The sequence below is a fragment of the Acetobacter tropicalis genome, from assembly GCF_030644465.1.
Taxonomy (GTDB): domain Bacteria; phylum Pseudomonadota; class Alphaproteobacteria; order Acetobacterales; family Acetobacteraceae; genus Acetobacter; species Acetobacter tropicalis.
Map to the genome: position 1 here is coordinate 3,564,003 of NZ_JAUYUW010000001.1, position 19,979 is coordinate 3,583,981.

Below are 19,979 nucleotides of genomic sequence, written 5' to 3' on the forward strand. Positions count from 1 at the left end.
CATACCAACCCCTCCAGAAGCGAGTTCCATCTTCGTTGCTCATGCAGGTAATCGGCTTCTGATGAGGGTAAGAAAAATTCCATTAAAGGAAAGTTGGCCCCCTCAACCTTTAAGCGCATGAATATGGATAGCTGTTGCCCCATCAGCTAACACTTGGCGTAAATCCTCTTCTGTCAGTGCAACACATCCTTCAGTCGGAGCCTTATCCTCCCGTTGAAGGTGCATAAAAATGGCCGATCCTCGGCCTGCCTGAATTTTCTCATCATTATATCCTATAATAACAATCAGATCGTAAACATGATCCTCTCGCCAAAGCCGCTCATGCCGTGCAGCATGAGGGAGTAATATTTTCTGGTTATATGCAGGATGAGCAGGATCATCACACCAGCCGTCCTGAGAGGTAAGAGCCACTACAGGTAGAATCGTATCCGGTTTTTTAACACGGTCCGCTCGATAAAACACGTTCCGTAGTGGAAAGCGTCCTGCAGGCGTTGCGTGATCTCCTTCCTGCTTATCTTGTGTAACACCATTTTTGCCGATCACCGCACTCATGATTTTGTGTTCGCAATGCAGTTGTGCATCGCTACGGCTGCATGAGCTGGGTTTAACGTGTATCATCATTGCAACAAGAGTCCTGGCCGTAGATTTTTCTATGATGTCAGGAAGATCATACTTATGGCTATTGGTTTGAGCCCAAAATCGTGACAAACTTGTTAGAGTGGATGGTTTAGGCAGCCATCGGTTACAGGCTGACACAAGGAGATGAAAACCCCATGACGGGTGCACGTCCAATATTGGTTGTTGATGATGACCGGATACTGCGTCAGACGCTGGTTGAGCAACTGCAACTTGAAGGTGAATTCACTGTACAAGAAGCCGCTTCGCTAGCTGAGGCGCGCGAGAAGCTCAAGGCTCCCGATGCGAGATGCGATGCCATTCTACTGGACGTCACGCTGCCTGACGGTGATGGGCGTGACTTTTGTGCCGAGCTACGAAAAGATGGGCTGCGTATGCCCATTATCATGCTGACCGGCTCCGACGACGAAGCAGATATTGTTCGCGGGCTGGATGCCGGAGCAAATGATTATGTTGCCAAGCCATTCAGAATTGCAGAACTGCTTGCGCGCTTGCGTGCGCAGCTAAGACTTTTTGAAAACAGTGAAGACGCTGTTTTTACAATTGGGCCCTATACGTTCCGTCCATCTGCAAAACTATTGCAGGATCCTCAAAAAAATCGCCGTATCCGCCTGACAGAAAAAGAAACGGCCATTCTTAAGTTCTTGTATCGGGCGGGAACACGCCCCGTTCCTCGGCAAGTTCTTCTGAACGAAGTCTGGGGCTATAATGCCGCAGTTACGACTCATACTCTTGAAACTCATATCTATCGGCTACGGCAGAAAATCGAGCCCGATCCAGCAAATGCCTCTCTTCTCATTACAGAAGGGGGCGGATACCGCTTGAATCCAGAAACAGTTGCGGTTGTTTCAGAATAATTTTCTAATTATTCAAATTGAATAAAGGAAATGTTGTACTATTATACAATTTCCTTTATTCAATTCATTGGTGAATAAAAAATTTTTCTTTTATTTTAAAAATAAATAATTTTATATTTTTTAACAAAAATTATACAGAAAAAATATATTATTTTATTTCATCAAGAACGATTTTAGAAATATCGATAACCTAAATGGAGGGTTCTAAAAACCCCCTGGTTTTGAAACCAGCTCTGTGATTCCATTCGTCCGGCTCTGGCTGAGGGAATGGCGCTATGAACCAGGCTGGTTTCTTTGATGTTGAAGAGCGGCTTGCCCGGTTGAGCGGGGTTGGCGATCAGCTCGAAGCGTTTTCCCGGACAGTGGGTTTTGAAGTGTTCCGCCCTGATTTGGAGCAGGCTTTGGCCTATTCAGATGGAAGTAAAGGCGGACGACCGCCATTTGATCCGGTGTTGATGTTCAAGATCCTGGTGATCCAGACGCTGAACAATTTGTCTGATGAACGGACGGAATATCTGATCAACGACCGCCTGTCGTTCATGCGTTTCCTTGGCCTGGGGCTGTCGGACCGTGTGCCTGATGCCAAAACGGTCTGGCCATTCCGTTCTTTGGCTACAAGTCCCATGTTTCCATCGACCGGAAGTTCCGGTTCATCCAGAAATGGAAGACGACAGATGCCGCCGCCAGTGATGGCGCGCGATTGCGAGAAGGGCTGCTGGATAAAACCAATACGGCCTCAAGCGTCTGGGCAGACACGGCGTATCGCTCCAAAGCCAACGAAGACTTCATGGAAAAGCAGGGCTTTGTCTCAAAGGTTCACAGGAAAAAGCCGCATCTCAAACCTATGCCCCGGCATATCCAGAAATCGAATGCTGGAAAGTCAGTGGTCCGATCTCGTGTCGAGCATGTCTTTGCCGATCAGAAATCGCAGACGGGACTGTTCATCCGAACCATCGGTATCACCCGGGCCACCATGAGGATCGGACTGGCCAATATTGTCTACAACATGCGCCGCTTTCTCTTCCTCGAAAGATTGAGCGCGAGCGCGTAGTCATCCAGAGGGGGCAGTCCCCGGTATGCTCAAATCGCAGAACGAAAATCAGGCTAAGGAACCAGAAATCAACACGTCAAAAACAGGAAATCAGGCACAAAAGCAGTCAGTCAAAGGTTTTTCGAACCCTCCAGGTAACCTTGAATATGCCCGGCATTCCTCTTTCATCAGAACGCTCCACAAGCACTGATAGAACAGTTGCCAGCCGCCACAATGGCGCATTGGGTGGTAGGCCGCGCAAAGGAGAAACCTCCGAAGAAGCCCGCCTGCGTAGATTTCACATGGTGGAGAAAGAGGTAATTCCGTCTGAGAACGGGCAAAGTGCCACGGTGATCACGTATGCCACCCACCCAGAGCAGCAGGAAAGACTTTCTGGGCTGTAAAGCAGGAGAGGGTAGCCGTGTCGGCTACCGCCTCCTTGCGGTCGTTCACAAAGTGACCGTCTCAGCTTTGAAGCGGACGCTCGCTCCGTGTAAAAGCGCTGGAGATTCGACACAGCACCGCGATGTTGTGTGTTTCGGACAAGCCCATGATTTAAAGGAGGATAGTTTGGGTAACCGTCTTTTCGTTGGAGTTCTCGGCAATCGAAACTCGGGCAAATCGACTACGTGGAACACCTTGTTCGGTGCGACGGTACGAACAGGTCAAAATACTCGAACTCTGACTCTTTATGGAGGCGAATGCGTTGAGGTGTTTTTAATTAGCGGATCGCCCGAAGAGCGCCAACTTTATGCAGGGGATATTCTCGAGAACCAAAAGTGCCGCATCATACTGTGCTCGATCCAATACACAGAGACATTGCGTCAAACGCTCAACTATGTAGTCGAGAATCAATTCGACATTTTTGTGCAATGGTTGAATCCAGGTCGCTCCGATGCGGGCGAGAGTTACGACCGTCTAGGTCTGCTCCCGTGGCTCATCGGGCATGAAGCATCCTTCTCCATGCGTGACGGCAAAGGAGCGCCGCAGAACCGGACCGAGGAGCTTCGTCAATTCATCCACAGTTGGGCGAAGGCGCGCATAAGCCTCAAAACAAAAGTCTATCGTCTGCTTGCCAGTCATCAGCGCGGCTCTCTCCATGGTGGGTTATCCATGTCGTCAACTCTAATCGGTTCAGCGCTGCGCCTCTCCACCCGTCGAAGCATTTTTATGTTGTATCAAACACCGACATCACCGATCTTGTGAGGAGAGGCTTCTGTGTCCAAGCGGTAGGCACCTGTAAAAATGAAAAATTGGACGATTCACTGGTTAGATGCGTCGGGGAATTTTTATGACCATCGTTCACCTATTATTGAGGCCCTTCAATCAGCCTATGCTGTATTGGCTCGGTATGTTCAGATACCCAAAATGGATGTCCTTATTCAGCGCGCGGATGGCCACACTATCCCTGAGCTCGGCATTTCAGGTCGAGCCTATCGAGCAAGTCTATTCGCTCTGAGCTTTGATCCTGATAATCCGAATTTTGCGAACAGCCTTTTTGGGGGAGCTCTGGTACGCCAAATCGTACATGAGGTTCACCACTGCCTCAGAATGGCAGGACAAGGATATGGTAAGACATTTGGCGAAGCCCTAGTCAGTGAAGGGTTGGCCGGTCGTTTCGTCCAGCATGTAATGCAGTCACAGCCTGAGCTATGGGAAGCCGCAATTCCTATCTCGGAACTGAAAGCTTTTATGGTGAAGAAAAGCATGCTTTCGGAAGTCAGATATGACCACTCACGCTGGTTTTTTGGACGTGGGTCGATTCCACGATGGTTTGGCTACACACTTGGTTATGAGATCGTCGGTAATTGGCTGATCACCGTTCGCGCCGATACTGTCGATTGGATCAACGTACCTGCCGGTGTTCCCATCACCGCTGCCATCAAAAGCGGATTAATTGCGAAAGATTAAATGTTACGGACATAGCGTGAACGCCTACCGCTAGAGTCAGGACGTTACCCAATGTCTGCTTATTGATAGCAGGTGACAAAAAGCAGACCGTCGTAATCCCCCCCCCTAAACAACCTGTCTGCTCTACGAGCGATAACAGATAGGCGGTGCCGCCTTAAATCGGTCATTAGAATTGTCGCAAGAACGTATGAAAAGCGCGCGTAAACCTTATAATTGCTACCTATCCAAAGCACCGCTATGCAAGAACCATGAATTCGACAGACCAACTTCCGCGCGTTTTTCAGGCGAACGCTCATCGCTTCTATCAGCGTGTGATCGTAGCAACACTTGATCAACTCCCTATGCATGGCGCCCTCATCACAGGGGAGATGAAAACTTTTGAGAAGTTTGCAGGCAACTGCGCTGCTCAAGTTGATAACTATATAGCTAACGAAGCCATAAAAGCATTCTCCCTCACATTTGACGGCATGTTTGAGCGGCAACTTAGACGGTGGGTGGCCGGGCATGATGTGAAAGTAGGAAATAATTGGGGCAAATTGCTTAAAGAGTGCGCGAAAATTGGATCGCTCGATCTTACGGTGAATGAAATGGCCGATGATCTCGAGGAAATGCATCTGGTGGCGAATGTGGTCCGCCACGGAGATGGCCGGTCGTGTCAAGAGCTAAAAGCTCAAGCACCAAGCCTTTGGGATAGTCCGTCTCTCGACTATTCTGATGTAGTACCCGGCCCTACGCCAGTAAGCGATAATCTTCGGGTGCGGCCGAATGATTTACTGCGTTATGCACGTGCCGTCTTTCGATTTTGGGGTAACGTGGACCGGCTGCCCCACGCTGCACTAAATCCACCCTATTAACCATTAACTTGGATCATCGCATACTAACATTCAGCTCGATCTCCCAGCAGATAACCTTACCAGGAAAGTCACTAGAGTTTTTTTAAACCCTCTAGGTATTTGGACCAAAGTGGAGACACGGGTGAGAAAGCGGCAAAAGCAAAAACGAATCAGAAAAAGCGGCACGGATTTGGCACGGATTTATGCGTGCCAAAGTGCTTTAGTTGATACTAAAGTGGATTAACACGATCTTTGGGAAACAACCGGAAACCACATAAGACCCGCAGAAAACTGGGGGAAATCGTGGTGGGTGCGACAGGGATTGAACCTGTGACCCCCGCCGTGTGAAGGCGATTAGCCTTTTTTATAACCATTTGTTCTAATTGAATTAATTTTCAACATGGACTGGCTGGCCCGTATATGGCACGCATTTCTGAATTTCGGACCAGTCATCATATGCCCACCATTTCCTGATCTGGTCGCAATAGTGGTCCGGCATTTTTTTGGCATACCGCGTCACCATGGTGATGGTCTGCCAGCCTCCATCCTCCTTCAGTTTCAATAAGTCCCGATGGACGCAATAGTGCCACGTGGCAAATGTATGCCGAAGACAGTGGGGTGACATATCCGGCACAAATACCTTCTTAGGCCACCGTTCTCCCTTTGGGGTCCACACGCGCTCGTGACCAGGCAGTCCGGCCCGGCGACAAGCTGCGGCCCATGCGCTCTTGATCTGGCCTCCACCGGTCCGGTTGGTATCGAGGTATGCATCTCCGACTACCCAGCGCAACACGCCATGCGAATCGCGCCGCTTGAAAACGGGCCGGAACACGCGCCCATCTCGCCACGGGATCCCGCGCAGGGCAATGACGGCTACCGGCGGCAGATCTATGTGGCGCTCATTCCCCTGTTTCTGCCAGACCACCGCCCGTGCCCCATCGAGATCGACATCTTGCCACTCTAACTCCAACGCCTCAGACATCCGGGCACCGGTGGTAATCAAAAAGACGAGTAGAGGGCGAATATGCGGGGCGGCCTCGTTTACGAGCGCCGCGGCTTCTTCTGGCCGCAGAAACTGCATGCGAACAAGCTCAACCTTGGGCCGCTCAAAGGCAGGCTTGTCGCACCAGCCACGAATCGCGGCCCACTCCAAAACAGCGCGAAGCGGAGTAAGGACGGCCCGTATTTTTGTTGCGCCCTTAGATTCTCCACCCTGCGTAAGTATGGCAGCATACGCGCGATCTAGTTCATGCTGACCAATGGCAGACAACTTTATCTTACCGAAATAGTTCACCAGCCGCAGTAGATGCCTTTGCGTTGTTTTGCTGCGTGGTTCTGCATTAACATACCCCGTCACGGCATCGGCAAACGTGACTACTGCCCGCTTGCCATAGACACTCGCCTGCCAGAGTTCCGCTTCTCTTTTGGCGCGGAAAGCTTCTGCAAGTTTCGGGTCAGAAGTGTTTGTGCATTCATAAACGCTTTCTCCGCCGACGGTACCACGGACGTATAGCGTTTGCCTTCCTTTGCGTTTGACGACTTTGAGCGGCATTCCAGGCTTTCGAGTAGGCGAGGGTAATCTTCGGCACGGACCACAACTTTGCCACCTATTTTTCGGTGCGTCGGCCGGCCATTGAACTCAGGATATTCACGCAGGTGTTTGAGCAGATAAGTGCGGCCCACGATGCCACGCAATCGTTCCAGAACATCCGGCAGCGTCATCAGCTCAGGTAGCTTCTCACCCATCTACCCCTCCCAGTTCAGCACTATCTTTCAGTTTTGCTAAAACGAGAGTCATGTTTTGCGGCGCAGGAGCGCCAAGGCGCAGAGCCTGAGCAGACATAAAGCCCAGGCGCGGGCGAGCACGGTTAAGGGCAGGTGCATGGTGCGGTACCATCAGGACACGCCCTCCAGATAGAGGACGATTTTGGTTACGCCATCTGCCCATTGGCCAAGCAGCCACCAGCCTACGTCTGTGCAGCACATCAGCACGATAGCAAGAGTGATAAAGGCCAGTGCGTTGACGATCTCACCCACTGTTGTGCGAGAGAGCCCGCGGCAGGTAGCGACTACCTTTCCGGCCAGTGTGGCGGCATGAATGAGGGCCTGTTCTGGCCAGTCTGCGCGCTTTTGCAGGGTGTCTATCTGCTGCACTGTGTTCATGGCCGGGCTCCTGTGAGCTTGTCGGCTCTACGAACACGGGCTTCCGCAGATACGCGGCAGGCCGCAGCCAGATGTTTCCATTCCGCAGCATCTTCCAGTTTATCGCTGGCAAGCGATGCGCGACGGAAACGCTCAAAACGATCTGCTTCCAAAAAGAGGATATCAGCTAACCGCATATGATCCTGCGCACGGCTGATATGGTCCTGCGCTTTGGGCTGTTGGGAGATAGCATTCATGATTTTTCCTGCCAGAATCTGGCTTCAAAGCGCAGGTTGACGGTGTGGGGCAGGGTGCAACTGCCAACGTCAAAGTGCTGGCGCAGCGTGCTCAGATCGCCACGGATCTGATCAGCATCCGCAGCGGCCATTCTTGCCAGAGCAAGAGGGCGGCACAGGCGGTGACATTCCGTGAGCATGGTGCAGGCCAGATCAAACGCGCGTTTGTGGCTATTGCGAGGCGCTACACGCGCGGCGATCTTCTCAATGAGCGCGTTATCCTCGGCGCTGATAACGAGGTTACGCTTTACTGGGACGGAAGGTTGAGCGAAAAAGCCGCCTCTTCCATGTGCTACCGGGGCCTGCGCTGGGCGGCTCTCTCGTGCAGCGTTGAACATGATGTTTCTCCATCACGGGTTGTGATGAAGGCAATGTGCATATCAAGCACATTTTCTGTCAATGAAAATGTGAACCACAAGCACAAAAAGAATAAAAAAGGCTTTATTTCTAGCCGTTTACGCTTCGCATAGGTGCCCCCAGTGAACATCTGGGTTGAATGTTCACTTAATGTTCTTCAGTATTAGCAAATGAATATGTTGAGAACAAACGAGTCTGGTTTGCTTTTAGATGGCGGTGGGTTTGATACGATTACCCACCAACGCGATCAGGCCTGCACGTTCGCTCTCGTTCATAGCACGCCATATCTTGAGGAGAAGCCTCTCATCCTCGCTATGCGCGATATTCTCCGGAGACTGGATCGTCGGAACAGAGCTCTTACCTCTAAGGTAATCAACGGAAACGTCATAGAAATCAGCTAAAGCTGCGAGACTTTCCCAGCTTACTCCAGCCTTATCATTTTCTAGTTTGGACAAGTGGGAACGATCTACGTTTGTCTCAGCGTAGACTTCGGTTTGATTTAAATTGCGCTCATTACGCAATTTCCTCAGGCGTTCACCCATTGTCTCAGTCATGTGAATCAGAATGACAGCAACCGGCAGAGCGTGTGTGGCTGTCATGCACATTTTGTGTTGACCAGATATGTGAATGAGATGCACATTAGCGCGATGGATGCCAAGGAACTCATCAAAGCTGCTGGTGGCTGTGTGCGGCTGGCCGAAATATGCGGCTTAAAGTCACACACCACCCCCTTACGATGGAAAACTGTTCCTGTAGCCCATCTCAGGGCAATCGAAGCGGCGCTAGGAATCCCTCGGCACGTCATGCGGCCGGATATTTTTGATGTGCCTTCAGGTGCAGGAGTTGCGACATGACGTGTCATGAGAAGAACCATGCCGCAGGGCCTGAAGCCTGTCAGCCGAATAGTGTTCGGGCCGAGATGCACGCGGCTTTGCAAGAGGTCCTTGCCCAAGAGCGGAAGCTTGCGGCTAAACGCGCCATGGATTTCTGGAGACAGAAATTCTCCGGTGAAGAGTGGCTTGAATTCCAGAACCTGACTTCAGATGAAGCTGACGCTGTTATTCAGGCTGTGGTTGAGCGATTGAACGGTATGATCCGCTCTTCCCGCGTTTCAGGTGTTATTCTTATGCAGGAAGGCGGATACTCCAAGATAGAAATACTGTTTCGGGACTATAAAACGCCGTCAGTTTCAGGTGTTTCGGAATGAGCAGTCGCAACAAAACCAGTCATGCCGCAGGGCCTGAAGCCTGTCAGGTGAATGGTGTTCAGGCCGATATCGAGCTTCGGAAATGGGCCATTCAGACAATTCTGCTTAGCCCGCATCCTTTGCCGTCATCTCTAGAAAGGCTGGAAACTTCCTCGCTCAGGCTTGCAAGCTTTGCAAAGCATGGGACTCTATTTCCAGAGATCCGGGCGGTCGTAGACACTTCCCTCTTCGGACGGAGAATTAAGACCGGGAATAAGAATGTCAGCGGCTTTCAGCGCATCAAGAATTTTGCGCTGATTGCTCGCAAGTTCATCTATTTTCCGTTCAAGTTCTTCTACGGTTGGTTTCATAAAGAATCATCCTTTGTTGGTTTTGTCGAAGATTCCACAATGGACGATGGCGGGCGGTGCGGCAACGTACCGCCCAATGCCGCTGCCAGCAAAGGAACTGCCCCAAACAGACCAAGGTGTTTTCAAAAATGAAAACACTTAGAAGCATTTTTCCTTCTGGCATTCTTTCCGAGGATACATGATGGCTCCGTTTTCCGCCCGTTTCCTCGCAGCTATCAAGACGGCAACCAAAACGGCCGTTCAGGCTGTAGGGGATTTCCGCTCTGCCGCAGGGTTCACCCGCGTGCAGGAAACACAGCTGCACGCTTACACCAGCCGCAACCAGCCAAGCGTGGTGCCGCTGGATGTGGCGATAGATCTTGATCATTGCGCAGAAAAGCCCATCCATCTGATGGAAATGGCGCATGCACTGGGCTTTGTGGTGCTTCCGCTGCATGTGGGTGCCGGTGATTTTGGGCAGGATATGAGCGAATTTGCCCGCACATCTGGAGATGTGCTTGGCACGGCCGTGCGTATTCTTGAGGATGGCCGCATAGATCCGCATGAGGCGCGTGAGATCGGGCCCAAACTTATGCAGGGCAAGCACATTCTTGAACGCGCCCTGGCACGCGTGCATCAGGTGCAGAAAGACAACCAGCCTTACATAGTCTCTGATAGAGAGGCCGCTCATGGCTGAGGAATTGCTGACGCTGCAACAGGTGTTTTCAGAACTGAATACACAGGTGGCGCGCGCTGGCGGAAACAACGCCTTCGCCCGCCTGCATGGCCGGAACAAGGGCACCGTTTCCAACTGGAGCAACTGCAACCGAGAGGTAAGTGACGCTTGCTTGGAAGCATTGGGCCTGGAACGTGTGGAGATGTTCCGCCGCAAGAAACCCATTACGCCTGGGAGGGTAAAGAATGGCTAGTGCCATGATACGCCCAGATGTGGCTGAATTTGACCGTAAGGAAATACCGTCACTCAAATTGCTGCGTTGTCTGCCAGCAGAGCTGCACGGTGTGATTGTAAAACTGCATGATGCCTTGAAGGAAATGCGCTCGTGCGTGTTTCGGATTGGGCAGGATGTTATGCAGGACGCTGAGATCGCTCTGGTTGCAGGCATGCCTTCTGATGTGTTGGTCAGCACGTTGCCTGCCATCATTCGCAAAGGGATGATGGCACGGGACGATGCAGGCGCACTCTTCAGCCCGCATTTTTACGACAAGGTTCTGCGCAGTGAAGAGCGTGCCGCTCGTAAGGCGCAGGCGGAGCAGGACCGCGCCCAGTGGGTGGCGGAAGCGCAGGCGCGTGGTGATGTGCCTGCGGGCCTGACACCCAAGCAACTGGCCAGCATGATCAATGGCCGCAAGGGTGGCCGTCCGCGCAAGAATGGCGTGCCGGTGGCAGGGCAAAAGAACATGCCGTTTTATGGCGTGGTGGGTGGCACAGAAAACCCAAACAAAAAACCCGAGAGTGCTCAGGTTATGGAAAACGCTAACCCGTCAGGTTCCTTGGGTTCCCTAGAAGAAGAGAGAGAATATACTAACTTAACTCATAATATCTCTTCTTCCTCTCTTTCTAGAGAACCCGAAAACCCAAAACCTGACAGAGCCGAAGTCCGCCGCATTGCCCAGAAGGCGAGGGAAGCTGGCGGCATAGGGGCCGACCAACGGACTTACGCCGAAAACTACGTCCGGGACTGGTTGCAAGCCGGGGCGGATGAAGGGCTGATTGTGCAGACTATCGCGCCATTGCACGGGAAAGCGCACAAGTTTGTCTATTTTGACGCCCCGGTGAGACAGGCCATCCAACAGAAAAGCACGGAACCTGCGGCAAAACCCGCTATTCCGAAGGATGAAGCCGAACGGCAGGCGCAGGAGGCGTGGAAACGTGCCCAGCCTGTGTGGGCCAGAATGATGCAGGCAGAGAAGGATTTAAGCGTGGTAGGTCGCAAGTGGCCGTCTGTTGCACAGAAGAATGGCTTCCCCGACTGTCCACCCGGATATGACATTTACGTGGCGCATTTCAGGGCGCAGGCAAAGGGAAGCGAGGCTGTGGCGGCGTGATGGCGGGAAATGTCCGCGTATTACTGCGCAATCTGCGCCTACGGGCAGAGGGCAGGCCCAACCCGATTGATGCAATGGAAGACCTGAAGACCAAACTGGCCCAGGAACAGAAACGGCGCGCAGAGGCTGAATTGGAAGTCACCACCCTGCAACGCCGTTTAAACGCATTCGAGAAACCCCGTGATGCACAAGGACGGTACACGAGAACACGCGGGGCAGCAACGTGCGCGACATCAAACCAACAGCAGAAAGACTGGCAAAAGGCGACGTAACGGAAGTTTACGTTCAGGAGCAGGAAAAGCAGCCGCCAGAGAAGCGTTACCGTTCCTCTGGCGCGCTGTATGCGCTGCGCCGTGCCGGAACCATTACAGACGCCCACGTAGCGGCTGCCGAACTGTGGGCAAGGGATTATGAAACCGGCGTGCTGGGTGCCAGAGACCCGGAAGCAGGCCGCAAAGGCGGTGTAGCAGACCCTCACACCATCATGCTGGCCCGCGCCGCCGCCGTGAGCCGGTGTGAATACGTGCGCAAAGCCCTGGGCGCTGTAGGTGAGACCCTACTGCGCCGCATGATGATTGATGGGATGAGCGTGCAGGCTATTGCAGAGGCCGGCTCCACTCACAAACTGCGCGTTTCAGGCGCATTAGAATTGCTTTTGGACCAGTTGGTTGAGGCTCTGGATCGGATGCCGGGGAGGTTATGGTAGTTTTTGATGAATTAAAAAATCTTTGATCTTTTTCAAAAGACATTTCGATCGTGTATTGCTTGAATATCTTATTTAGAATTTTTCTATCGGCTAAAACTATGTTTCTTAGTTTTTCATATTCAGTATCTTCAGTTCTTTTTCCGCCAGTTCCTCTTTTGTATTTTTTATTGTAAAGATTTGTAATATTATTCTGTATATGATGTAAATCTAAATAAGAATTTTTAGAAAGTAATAGTATTGATTTGTGCATGGCCTCTCTAGAAGATAACCAGTATTTACTAATATCAATATCTTTATTGTTTTTTCTGGATAGCATAGCTTCTATTGACGAAACAAACGATTCATATATTGAAAATCTTTTTATGAAAAGATCTAAGTCTAGTTTCTCTTTTGCGATTTTATGGGTTTTGTGTGTGAGTATCCAAGTGGAAGCTAGAGTCACACAAGCAGCTAGAAAGCTGAATAATGGCGCATATGGCAACAGGCTATGGAAGTATTTTGCATCAATTTCCGTAATAAAAATATCATTTAAATAAGGGAGGTTTGTACTTTTAATTTGCCAAGTCACTTCTAAATATCTCCAAAGCGTAAAAACGCGCTTCAAAGCATGATTCGGTTTTTCGGACTAACGCTAAAAAAGAAGGGGGCCTAAGCCCCCTTGTGTGTTGCATAGGTGACCACCACGGCGTTGGAGCCGTCGGGGGAAGGGGTGATTTCCTTTTCCACCATGTGGAAGCGGCGGGATGCGGCCTGTTGGGGGCTTTCGCCTTTGCGGGGACGGCCGCCGAGTGCACCATTGTGGCGGCTGCTTATGCGGGTGGCGGTGGTTGATCGGCCAGAGCCTGCTGGTTCCGGGGGTAGGACGTTGGCTGGTAGATCTAGCGCTGCTTCCATCAGCAGGCGCAGAGCCTGCTTGCGGGGCATGGGAAACAGCGGCCCTATGGTTTTCCATTCTTGCAATGCGGCATCTGGGCCTACTGCATCCCAGAGGCACAGCACGCGGGCGAAGTGGTTGAACCATTCCTGCGGGCTAGAGGGCAGGCCGTAGCTGCCGGTTTTGCGGATGGCGGGCAGGACCTCGCCCGTCACCCACTTGCGGAACCGTCTGGCCTCCGCCTTCCGGCTGGTGAAAATGAGGTTGTAGAGGCCACTTTCATTGATGATGCTCATCTCCTGCGGGCCGCCAAGGGTGTCCACAGTATGGACACCCTTTTCGTCTTCATCCATCCGGTCGGTGACATTGCGACTGTTGGTTATGTCCAACACGCTGCACACATCAGCCAGCACGAACCACGGTTCATCGTCGCGGGTCAGCACCCTTACGGCATATCCATCAAAGGTGAACGGAATGACGTTGCTCACGCTACGTTCTCCCGCACCAGATCCCGCGCCAGCGAGAGGATAAGCTGTGTCTCTCCGTCCATTTCGCTATACCGCAGGTGCTCCGGCAGAAGTGCGAGAATGATTTCCGCCTTCAGGCGCTGACCTTGCGGAGTGAGGGCAGGAATGGCCGCCAGCTCTTCCAGACGGTCACATTCTTCCAGAACCATTTTGTCAAAAAGGGCTTCCCGCGCATTGCACTCGGGTGTGCCAAAGGCGGGGGACGGTTCGCGGCTTGCTGCGCGCACGGCAGAATAGACAGCATGAAAGCGCTGATGACTGGCGAAGAGCCGCGCATCATCCAACTGGGAGGCTGTTACGGCTGGCGTGACAGCCAGCAACGGTGCAGCCATGATTCCGGTAAGCACACAACGGCGTTGTGTGGTAGATAAGGCGTTAGCCTTGGGCATGGGGATACTCCCTGCTTGAGGTTAGGCCGGGCAGGAAGGTTGTAGCTCCTGTCCGGCTGTATAATGTATGAAAACTTTATAAACTTTATCAAGTGTTGTTTTCCAAGTTGTGATCGTTTATAAAGGTTGAATGTCAGAGGAATTAAAATCAGAGCGCGTTACGACAATGATGACACCTTCAGAAGTGAAGGCTGTTGATGATTGGTCTTTCGAGAGCCGAATTCGTAGCCGGGGCGAAGCCATACGCCGCCTGATCCAGTTAGGACTGGAAGCCGCAAAATCCACTGATGGAAAAGACTGAATGCCGACAGTTCTTCGGATTGGCGGCTACAGGTTCTTTTTCTACAGTATGGAAGGGAACGAACCGCCGCATATCCATATTGAAGCGGGGGAGAACGTTGCCAAATACTGGCTTGACCCGGTTGCGCTGGCCATGAACGACGGATTCAGGTCGCACGAACTCACCAGATTGCGTATGATGGTCATTGAGCATCGAGACACGTTCAGGGAGGCATGGGATGCCCATTTTGGCAGCTAAATTTGACCCCACCGCAACTGATGTGCGGCTGGATAGTGACCTGCTCCATATTGTGATGGCGGACGGGCGGGAGCTTTCCGTGCCGCTTGAGTGGTTCCCGCGCCTGCGCGATGCATCCCCCGAGCAGAGAGCGCACTGGCGGTTTATCGGCCGCGGCAAAGGTATCCATTGGCCTGACGTTGATGAAGACATCTCTGTCGCCAGCCTCTTGCGCCTTTCCTGAGGGGTGAAGGCCCTGAAAACCGGAAGAAACTCAGGGCTGAAGGCTGGGTTTCTCCCAAGGTGTAAGGTTTTTTAAATTTCAGCCCCTATTATTTTGATGCGTTAGGTACTAAACCCGCGCCAGACTTACCGTAGGTTCCTACGGAACATGTCGCGGCAACTTTGCGCGTGACTTCTCACGGTGAGAAGTCACGTTGCCTGCGGGTTTGGGTAGCAGCCAGAAGGGGAGGAAAGTAGTATGTCGCAAGCGCCGTATGACCCCCGAGCTGTTGCCAACAAATTGCTGGATATGGCCGCTTTGGTGATGGAAAAGCAGGCGACCATCACACCGCTTGCTCTCCAAAAGCTTCTCTATTTTGTTCATGCCCGGTATCTGGCGACCACAGGCAAACCTGCGGTTAAAGGTGCCTTTGAGGCGTGGCAGTATGGGCCCGTTCACCCGACCGTTTACAAAGCCTTCAGTGACTTTGGGAAAAGCCCCATCACGAGCCGCGCCAAGGCCCAAAATCTGCTTACGGGGGAAGAGCGCGAACTTGCTGCCCCCGAAGATTGGCAGCTTAATCGCGCCATTATGTCGGTATTGCTTAATGTCGGGCATTTGCCTGCTGGCAGGCTGGTTGATTTGTCTCACGCTGAAAATGGACCTTGGCATTTCATCTGGGAAAAAGTCCGGAAAGGTGAGGCTGTTACGCGCCAGATACCTGATAAGGTGACTCAGGAGCGTGGAAATCGTATGTTCATGATCGCACCTCACGAACAAAGCGATTCCCTAGATGGCGAAGAAGTCCCTCCCCAGTACTGATTTTGCTCGATTTGCAGCTCTCCCGAGAGGAGAGATCAGGGACAATGCAATAAGGAAGTTCGTCATGGGTGGAGGCATTTGGTCCTATGACCCTGTGCGTTCACACCTTGGCGAAATTTTGCGTGAACAGCCCAGATTCAATTTTTTCGTGCCTGATGCGCCATGGAGCGTTTTGGAAGAGAGAATTGGTGGCAAGTGCAAAAAGTCTCAAATTGAAAAAGAGCAAAATTGCCTGAAAGCAAAAGCTCTGTTTGATCACTGGCGCGACAATGCGTGGTCCTCCATCCGGTATGACGACATGCCGCCAGGGATGATGAACCCTTCACACGGTTACACACGCTTTTGGGACAACCGCTTTTGCGTCATTGATGAAACACGGACGTTTGTTCCTTTTTTCGATTTTCGTGGCCCTGACACGCGTCTTAGCGCGGATGCAAGGGATGTTGTCTTTAGTGTGCAAGACTGGCTTATCCGTCAGTCCATACCGGAACTTGAAGAGTTGGCCCTTGCGGTCATTCGCTTTGACGGCACTAAAGAGACAGGCTTCTCTGTTGTTCCGCATTTCCATTCTGGCCCAGTACGTTGGTCTCCTACCGAACTAACCGAACTCATATTTGAGGTTTATGCAGACTGGGTGCGGGTAGCGCAGCAGTTTGAGCGTGCGCCGCGCCGTACGGGCACTGATGATAATAGTTGTTTTGATTTTGGTTGATTGAAATACTGTATTGCAGAAGGTGCATTGAGTAATGTCTGATAAAAAAAAGAAGAAAACATGTTTTGTTATTGGCCCAATAGGAAGTGTGGACTCACCAACAAGGAAGCATGCTGATTTTCTTTTAGATGGCATAATAAAAGAGGTTCTGGAAAAGGATCCGTTCAGTTATGAAGTGAAGCGTGCTGATAAGGACGTCAGTCCTGGCTCGATTAACTCCGCAGTAATTAACGACATTCTTAATGCAGACCTAGCTATCGCAGATCTTTCAGAAAGAAATCCAAATGCTTTTTATGAGCTTGGGATTAGACACGCCTGTGATAAACCTGTCATACATATGATACAAAGTGGCGAACAAATTCCTTTTGATAATTTTGACCAGAGATGTATTTCATTTTCAACAGAAACTTGGTCTGGAATACTTTCAGCTAGAGAGGATTTGCGAGGGTGTGTTGAGTATATTTCTTCTTCAGAATATAAATCGTCTAACCCTGTTACTATAGCGAAAGCTTTGCAAAGCATAGCTAATTCGGGGGGTGATGCGGGACTTGCTTTAAATTCTCTCATGGAAGAAGTTAATTCCTTAAGAAAAGAAAATAGAAATCTATACGCTAAATTAAATAATGTGAATGTTAACCATAAAGAATTTAGTGATGATGCAAGAAAAGCATTATATGATGCACTGTCTAATTTCGCCGCCTCAGGAGACGAAACAGGGCCATCTCAAAATTCCTGGAAGCGTTCTTGGAATAAAGTTGCTTGACGCTTACCCCTAACTTACAATAAACAGTCAAAATCTTCGAAGTCGTGTGCCCAACCGGGTCCACGGCTTTTTTTATGTCTCCAGAAAAGTGAAGAAGCATGAGCCATCATGAGCAGCGCGTCTGCCGTGGGGCCGTTGTGCTGCGCGGAAAATGGCCGGTCCTTGTGGTGGCTGTTCGCGGTGCGCTGTGTGCGGTGGTGCCGCTGGCAGCGCCGTGCCTGCCGCATCACCGGGCAGATGTGCCGCTGGCGGGCTGCTCTGCGGTCCGTGGTCACATTGCCCGTTGCGGTGCGCCGGTTCTTGTCAGGGCAGGGGGCCTTACCAGCATTCTCGGCACGGTCAGCACGGAGTGCCTGCGCCGGGTGGATGCCGCTCTGGCAGCGGAACACACCGCCCGCCAGTTGGAGCGCCTGCGCCCCGGCGTGGTCAGCTGCGCTCTGGCCCGTGGTTATCGCCCCGGCAGTAAGGGTCGCAAAATTGGCGGTGCGCCCCACGCGGAATAACGGCCCCGCATAGGAAAAATAAGCGAAACCCCCGCGCTGCGTGAACAGCCGGGGGTTTCTTTTTGCCCACCCCTGCATGCCCAGGAATGAACATGCCTGATCTTAAAGATATCTGGCGTTTGGTACAAGCTATGAATGAAATCAAAGCATGGCGCTTCATCGCCCTCATTCTGCTTTGCTTGGCATTTGCCGCCGAAAAGGCCCTCCCCGGCGTGGCAGCAATCATTACAGCATGCCGCTAAAAAGCGTCATGATAACACGGAGTTATTTGACAGAGCCTACCGGGCAATGTGTCAGATAACCCGCAGATACCCCCTCAAACCCGTCAGATAACGGCAGTTATCTGACGCTTTTTGAGGTCTGGAAACGACCCTATAATTTAGGAATATCAAATGGTTAGCGGTGATCAGCCTAGATCGGCCGCGCCAGCAGCCCCGGATGACGGTCTCAACAGGGCAGACATTCCGCTCGTCAAAACGTGGCTCCATAACCGCAGTAGCCATACGGTGCGGGCCTACCGCGCAGATGTTGCAGAGTTCGCCCGTTTTGTTGCCAAGCCCATGGCTGATGTTGCCCTGGAGGATCTCCAGGCGTGGCATGACAGCATGAGCGATGCGTCAGACAGCACGCGGCGCAGGAAGCTCAGCGCCGTGAAGTCTTTGCTGACCTACGGCCACAAGCTGGACTTCCTTCCGCATGACGCGGGAATGGCGTTTCGCCTGGAGCGCGGCAGGGACAGTCTGAACGAGCGCATTCTCACGCGGCCGCAGGTGCTCGCCATGATTGCGGGCGAGGCTGATCCGCGTCGTCATGGTTTGCTGGCGTTGCTGTATGGAACCGGCGTGAGGCTCTCGGAGGCCTGCACACTGCGTTGGCGCGACATGACACGCCGCCAGTCTGGCGGCATCGCAACGGTTTTCGGCAAAGGCGGCAAGACCCGGCACGTTCAGGTCGCGGCGTCTTTGTGGAAAGAGCTCGTGGCGCTCAGGGTTGATGACGGGCCGGATGCGCCTGTTGTCCCCGGCCACGATGGCGGCCCGCTTCACATTCGCGCAGCACATCGCGTGGTGAAGCGGGCCGCAAAGAGGGCTGGGCTTGCGCCGGATGCGTCCGCCCACTGGCTGCGCCACGCTTTCGCGTCGCACCAGTTGGATGCCGGGCAAAACGTGCATTGGGTGCAGGCCCAGCTTGGGCATAGCTCGCTCGCCACGACAACACGCTACAGCCACGCCAGCGCGGATACCGTTGGCGCGGATCTTCTCGCCTGACGCACCGAGCGCGGGCACATCAGACAACGACGGAGGACGACAATGACAACCGTGCCTGACGGTTACATGCGGGACGGTCGCGGGCGGCTGGTGCCAGAGGCGAACGTCCGGCCATCTGACAAGCTGCAGGATGATCTTGTACGCCGTTTGCATGCTCAGGGTGAGCCGGTGCGGCAGTTCATGCTGGAATTCAAGCGCACCTGTTTCACAGAAGTGCATGCGTTCCTTGAACTGGTGGCGGAGCAGTACGCGACCAAGATCGGTGGTGAGAAAGGCAACGTCACGCTCACCAGTTACGATGGCACGCTCCGCGTCACGGTTGCGGTTGGCAACTGCATTTCGTTCGGCCCGGAAATTCAGTCGGCCAAGACCATCATTGATGAATGCCTGAAAGAGTGGACCAAGGGCGGCAACCCCAATCTTGAAGCTATCGTCATGGACGCCTTTGACGTTGGTCAGCAGGGCAAGCTCCAGGCTGGCAAGATCCTTGGGCTCCGTCGTCTGAACATTGAGGATGAACGGTGGCTGCGCGCCATGAACGCCATTTCTGACAGCGTGCGTCTAGACGTGACGAAGGACTATGTGCGCCTGCATCGTCGCGGCAACGTAGAAGGTAAGTGGGAGCTTGTGCCATTCGACATGGCCAAGCTGTGAGCGTGAGCCGTAAACATGCCTCACTGAGCTGCCTGAAGCCGCTTGTCGGTGTTCTGGATACCAGCATAGCCAAGGAGCCGCCCAAGCGTGCTGACAGCTTTTATACGAGCTCTGAATGGCGGGCTCTTATGGCTGAGATCAAGCGCGAGAGGCCCAACTGTTGCGAACGCTGCGGGCGGAGCGGCACGCGTCTCTTTGGCGACCACATCGTGGAGCTGAAGGACGGCGGCGCGAAGCTGGACAAACGCAACGTGCAGTTGCTGTGCGGCTCCTGTCACACGGCCAAAACAGCCAGCGTGCGGGCCGAACGGAACGCCCGAATCTGGTGATCTGCGACATGCGCGTGGAGCATGGGG

Annotated in this window: 33 protein-coding genes and 1 pseudogene; 24 read left to right on the forward strand and 10 right to left on the reverse strand. The window is 52.5% G+C overall.

From position 1 onward, the window contains the following. Positions 1–102: 102 nt before the first annotated feature. The gene (locus QWU00_RS15955; RefSeq protein ID WP_086640841.1) at positions 103–621 is read right to left on the reverse strand and encodes a L,D-transpeptidase family protein; all 519 of its coding nucleotides are present in this window, start codon (positions 619–621) and stop codon (positions 103–105) included. 152 nt (positions 622–773) lie between these two features. Between QWU00_RS15955 and QWU00_RS15960 the strand changes: the two genes are divergently transcribed. The 5 genes and pseudogenes from QWU00_RS15960 to QWU00_RS15980 all read left to right on the forward strand — a co-directional run bounded on the left by QWU00_RS15960 (position 774) and on the right by QWU00_RS15980 (position 5,288). Beyond that, the gene (locus QWU00_RS15960) at positions 774–1,493 is read left to right on the forward strand and encodes a response regulator transcription factor (protein WP_035381477.1); all 720 of its coding nucleotides are present in this window, start codon (positions 774–776) and stop codon (positions 1,491–1,493) included. A gap of 275 nt (positions 1,494–1,768) precedes the next feature. Continuing rightward, positions 1,769–2,544, forward strand: a pseudogene (locus QWU00_RS15965) (transposase). Between the two features lie 339 nt (positions 2,545–2,883). Then, a complete protein-coding gene (locus QWU00_RS15970; protein WP_187668566.1) occupies positions 2,884–3,729 on the forward strand; it encodes a P-loop NTPase family protein in 846 nt (281 codons plus the stop codon). A gap of 39 nt (positions 3,730–3,768) precedes the next feature. Next, on the forward strand, positions 3,769–4,434 hold the full coding sequence (locus QWU00_RS15975) for a DUF2268 domain-containing putative Zn-dependent protease (RefSeq protein ID WP_035381475.1): 666 nt from the start codon (positions 3,769–3,771) through the stop codon (positions 4,432–4,434). Positions 4,435–4,682: 248 nt separating this feature from the next. Beyond that, positions 4,683–5,288 carry a hypothetical protein gene (locus QWU00_RS15980; protein ID WP_035381473.1) on the forward strand — a complete coding sequence of 202 codons (606 nt, stop codon included), beginning with the start codon at positions 4,683–4,685 and terminating at the stop codon, positions 5,286–5,288. A 367-nt stretch (positions 5,289–5,655) separates the two neighbouring features. On the opposite strand, the gene QWU00_RS15985 is transcribed toward QWU00_RS15980, so the two are convergent. The 6 genes from QWU00_RS15985 to QWU00_RS16010 all read right to left on the reverse strand — a co-directional run bounded on the left by QWU00_RS15985 (position 5,656) and on the right by QWU00_RS16010 (position 8,604). Next, on the reverse strand, positions 5,656–6,819 hold the full coding sequence (locus QWU00_RS15985; RefSeq protein ID WP_052051459.1) for a site-specific integrase: 1,164 nt from the start codon (positions 6,817–6,819) through the stop codon (positions 5,656–5,658). Positions 6,820–7,005: 186 nt separating this feature from the next. Continuing rightward, the gene (locus QWU00_RS15990; protein ID WP_156105425.1) at positions 7,006–7,164 is read right to left on the reverse strand and encodes a hypothetical protein; all 159 of its coding nucleotides are present in this window, start codon (positions 7,162–7,164) and stop codon (positions 7,006–7,008) included. Further along, the gene (locus QWU00_RS15995) at positions 7,164–7,430 is read right to left on the reverse strand and encodes a hypothetical protein (protein ID WP_035381471.1); all 267 of its coding nucleotides are present in this window, start codon (positions 7,428–7,430) and stop codon (positions 7,164–7,166) included. The genes QWU00_RS15990 and QWU00_RS15995 overlap by 1 nt, the downstream gene beginning before the upstream one ends. Further along, positions 7,427–7,666 carry a hypothetical protein gene (locus QWU00_RS16000; protein ID WP_035381469.1) on the reverse strand — a complete coding sequence of 80 codons (240 nt, stop codon included), beginning with the start codon at positions 7,664–7,666 and terminating at the stop codon, positions 7,427–7,429. Before QWU00_RS16000 ends, QWU00_RS15995 begins: the two co-directional genes overlap by 4 nt. Further along, complete coding sequence (locus QWU00_RS16005; protein ID WP_150395706.1) at positions 7,663–8,043, reverse strand: hypothetical protein; 381 nt, start codon at positions 8,041–8,043, stop codon at positions 7,663–7,665. Before QWU00_RS16005 ends, QWU00_RS16000 begins: the two co-directional genes overlap by 4 nt. Before the next feature lie 225 nt (positions 8,044–8,268). Continuing rightward, on the reverse strand, positions 8,269–8,604 hold the full coding sequence (locus QWU00_RS16010) for a helix-turn-helix domain-containing protein (RefSeq protein WP_166443811.1): 336 nt from the start codon (positions 8,602–8,604) through the stop codon (positions 8,269–8,271). 90 nt (positions 8,605–8,694) lie between these two features. Between QWU00_RS16010 and QWU00_RS16015 the strand changes: the two genes are divergently transcribed. From QWU00_RS16015 to QWU00_RS16050, 8 genes are read left to right on the forward strand one after another with little or no spacing between them, the layout of a single operon-like run. After that, on the forward strand, positions 8,695–8,916 hold the full coding sequence (locus QWU00_RS16015) for a helix-turn-helix domain-containing protein (RefSeq protein WP_150395707.1): 222 nt from the start codon (positions 8,695–8,697) through the stop codon (positions 8,914–8,916). Further along, positions 8,913–9,269 carry a hypothetical protein gene (locus tag QWU00_RS16020; RefSeq protein WP_035381465.1) on the forward strand — a complete coding sequence of 119 codons (357 nt, stop codon included), beginning with the start codon at positions 8,913–8,915 and terminating at the stop codon, positions 9,267–9,269. Before QWU00_RS16015 ends, QWU00_RS16020 begins: the two co-directional genes overlap by 4 nt. Next, positions 9,266–9,751, forward strand: coding sequence for a hypothetical protein (locus QWU00_RS16025; RefSeq protein WP_035381462.1), 486 nt, complete (start codon positions 9,266–9,268; stop codon positions 9,749–9,751). Before QWU00_RS16020 ends, QWU00_RS16025 begins: the two co-directional genes overlap by 4 nt. A gap of 46 nt (positions 9,752–9,797) precedes the next feature. Next, positions 9,798–10,295 carry a hypothetical protein gene (locus tag QWU00_RS16030; RefSeq protein WP_231551837.1) on the forward strand — a complete coding sequence of 166 codons (498 nt, stop codon included), beginning with the start codon at positions 9,798–9,800 and terminating at the stop codon, positions 10,293–10,295. After that, positions 10,288–10,527: a hypothetical protein gene (locus QWU00_RS16035; RefSeq protein ID WP_035381460.1), complete on the forward strand. Its 240-nt coding sequence runs from the start codon at positions 10,288–10,290 to the stop codon at positions 10,525–10,527. Before QWU00_RS16030 ends, QWU00_RS16035 begins: the two co-directional genes overlap by 8 nt. A 4-nt stretch (positions 10,528–10,531) precedes the next feature. After that, entirely contained in the window at positions 10,532–11,665 is a 1,134-nt protein-coding gene (locus QWU00_RS16040; protein WP_150395708.1) for a hypothetical protein, read from the forward strand. Continuing rightward, positions 11,665–11,937 carry a hypothetical protein gene (locus tag QWU00_RS16045; RefSeq protein ID WP_081939102.1) on the forward strand — a complete coding sequence of 91 codons (273 nt, stop codon included), beginning with the start codon at positions 11,665–11,667 and terminating at the stop codon, positions 11,935–11,937. The genes QWU00_RS16040 and QWU00_RS16045 overlap by 1 nt, the downstream gene beginning before the upstream one ends. Then, positions 11,889–12,371 (forward strand): hypothetical protein, encoded by a 483-nt coding sequence (locus tag QWU00_RS16050; RefSeq protein ID WP_035381458.1) that lies wholly within the window; start codon positions 11,889–11,891, stop codon positions 12,369–12,371. The genes QWU00_RS16045 and QWU00_RS16050 overlap by 49 nt, the downstream gene beginning before the upstream one ends. On the opposite strand, the gene QWU00_RS16055 is transcribed toward QWU00_RS16050, so the two are convergent. The 3 genes from QWU00_RS16055 to QWU00_RS16065 all read right to left on the reverse strand — a co-directional run bounded on the left by QWU00_RS16055 (position 12,262) and on the right by QWU00_RS16065 (position 14,161). Beyond that, entirely contained in the window at positions 12,262–12,939 is a 678-nt protein-coding gene (locus tag QWU00_RS16055) for a hypothetical protein (RefSeq protein ID WP_150395709.1), read from the reverse strand. The genes QWU00_RS16050 and QWU00_RS16055 overlap by 110 nt on opposite strands. Positions 12,940–13,019: 80 nt before the next feature. After that, a complete protein-coding gene (locus QWU00_RS16060) occupies positions 13,020–13,733 on the reverse strand; it encodes a BRO-N domain-containing protein (RefSeq protein WP_035381456.1) in 714 nt (237 codons plus the stop codon). Next, a complete protein-coding gene (locus QWU00_RS16065; protein WP_231551836.1) occupies positions 13,730–14,161 on the reverse strand; it encodes a hypothetical protein in 432 nt (143 codons plus the stop codon). The genes QWU00_RS16060 and QWU00_RS16065 overlap by 4 nt, the downstream gene beginning before the upstream one ends. Positions 14,162–14,327: 166 nt before the next feature. Here QWU00_RS16065 and QWU00_RS16070 point away from each other — a divergent pair, with 166 nt between their 5' ends. The 11 genes from QWU00_RS16070 to QWU00_RS16120 all read left to right on the forward strand — a co-directional run bounded on the left by QWU00_RS16070 (position 14,328) and on the right by QWU00_RS16120 (position 19,952). After that, positions 14,328–14,462 (forward strand): hypothetical protein, encoded by a 135-nt coding sequence (locus QWU00_RS16070; RefSeq protein WP_269320089.1) that lies wholly within the window; start codon positions 14,328–14,330, stop codon positions 14,460–14,462. Next, positions 14,463–14,699: a DUF4160 domain-containing protein gene (locus QWU00_RS16075; protein WP_035381454.1), complete on the forward strand. Its 237-nt coding sequence runs from the start codon at positions 14,463–14,465 to the stop codon at positions 14,697–14,699. Further along, positions 14,680–14,922 carry a DUF2442 domain-containing protein gene (locus tag QWU00_RS16080; protein ID WP_035381452.1) on the forward strand — a complete coding sequence of 81 codons (243 nt, stop codon included), beginning with the start codon at positions 14,680–14,682 and terminating at the stop codon, positions 14,920–14,922. Before QWU00_RS16075 ends, QWU00_RS16080 begins: the two co-directional genes overlap by 20 nt. Positions 14,923–15,159: 237 nt before the next feature. Then, entirely contained in the window at positions 15,160–15,723 is a 564-nt protein-coding gene (gene socA / locus QWU00_RS16085) for a type VI toxin-antitoxin system SocA family antitoxin (RefSeq protein ID WP_035381450.1), read from the forward strand. Further along, positions 15,695–16,435: a type VI toxin-antitoxin system SocB family DNA replication inhibitor toxin gene (gene socB, locus QWU00_RS16090; RefSeq protein WP_150395710.1), complete on the forward strand. Its 741-nt coding sequence runs from the start codon at positions 15,695–15,697 to the stop codon at positions 16,433–16,435. The genes socA and socB overlap by 29 nt, the downstream gene beginning before the upstream one ends. A 34-nt stretch (positions 16,436–16,469) precedes the next feature. Continuing rightward, positions 16,470–17,198 carry a hypothetical protein gene (locus QWU00_RS16095; protein ID WP_052051453.1) on the forward strand — a complete coding sequence of 243 codons (729 nt, stop codon included), beginning with the start codon at positions 16,470–16,472 and terminating at the stop codon, positions 17,196–17,198. Positions 17,199–17,296: 98 nt separating this feature from the next. Then, positions 17,297–17,701, forward strand: coding sequence for a hypothetical protein (locus QWU00_RS16100; RefSeq protein WP_035381448.1), 405 nt, complete (start codon positions 17,297–17,299; stop codon positions 17,699–17,701). A 92-nt stretch (positions 17,702–17,793) separates the two neighbouring features. Further along, the gene (locus tag QWU00_RS16105; protein WP_166443809.1) at positions 17,794–17,943 is read left to right on the forward strand and encodes a hypothetical protein; all 150 of its coding nucleotides are present in this window, start codon (positions 17,794–17,796) and stop codon (positions 17,941–17,943) included. A gap of 150 nt (positions 17,944–18,093) precedes the next feature. Continuing rightward, positions 18,094–18,969 (forward strand): tyrosine-type recombinase/integrase, encoded by an 876-nt coding sequence (locus QWU00_RS16110; RefSeq protein ID WP_035381446.1) that lies wholly within the window; start codon positions 18,094–18,096, stop codon positions 18,967–18,969. 42 nt (positions 18,970–19,011) lie between these two features. Then, complete coding sequence (locus QWU00_RS16115) at positions 19,012–19,623, forward strand: DUF3164 family protein (protein ID WP_035381444.1); 612 nt, start codon at positions 19,012–19,014, stop codon at positions 19,621–19,623. A gap of 2 nt (positions 19,624–19,625) precedes the next feature. After that, positions 19,626–19,952 (forward strand): HNH endonuclease signature motif containing protein, encoded by a 327-nt coding sequence (locus tag QWU00_RS16120; RefSeq protein ID WP_035381442.1) that lies wholly within the window; start codon positions 19,626–19,628, stop codon positions 19,950–19,952. Positions 19,953–19,979 lie beyond the last annotated feature (27 nt).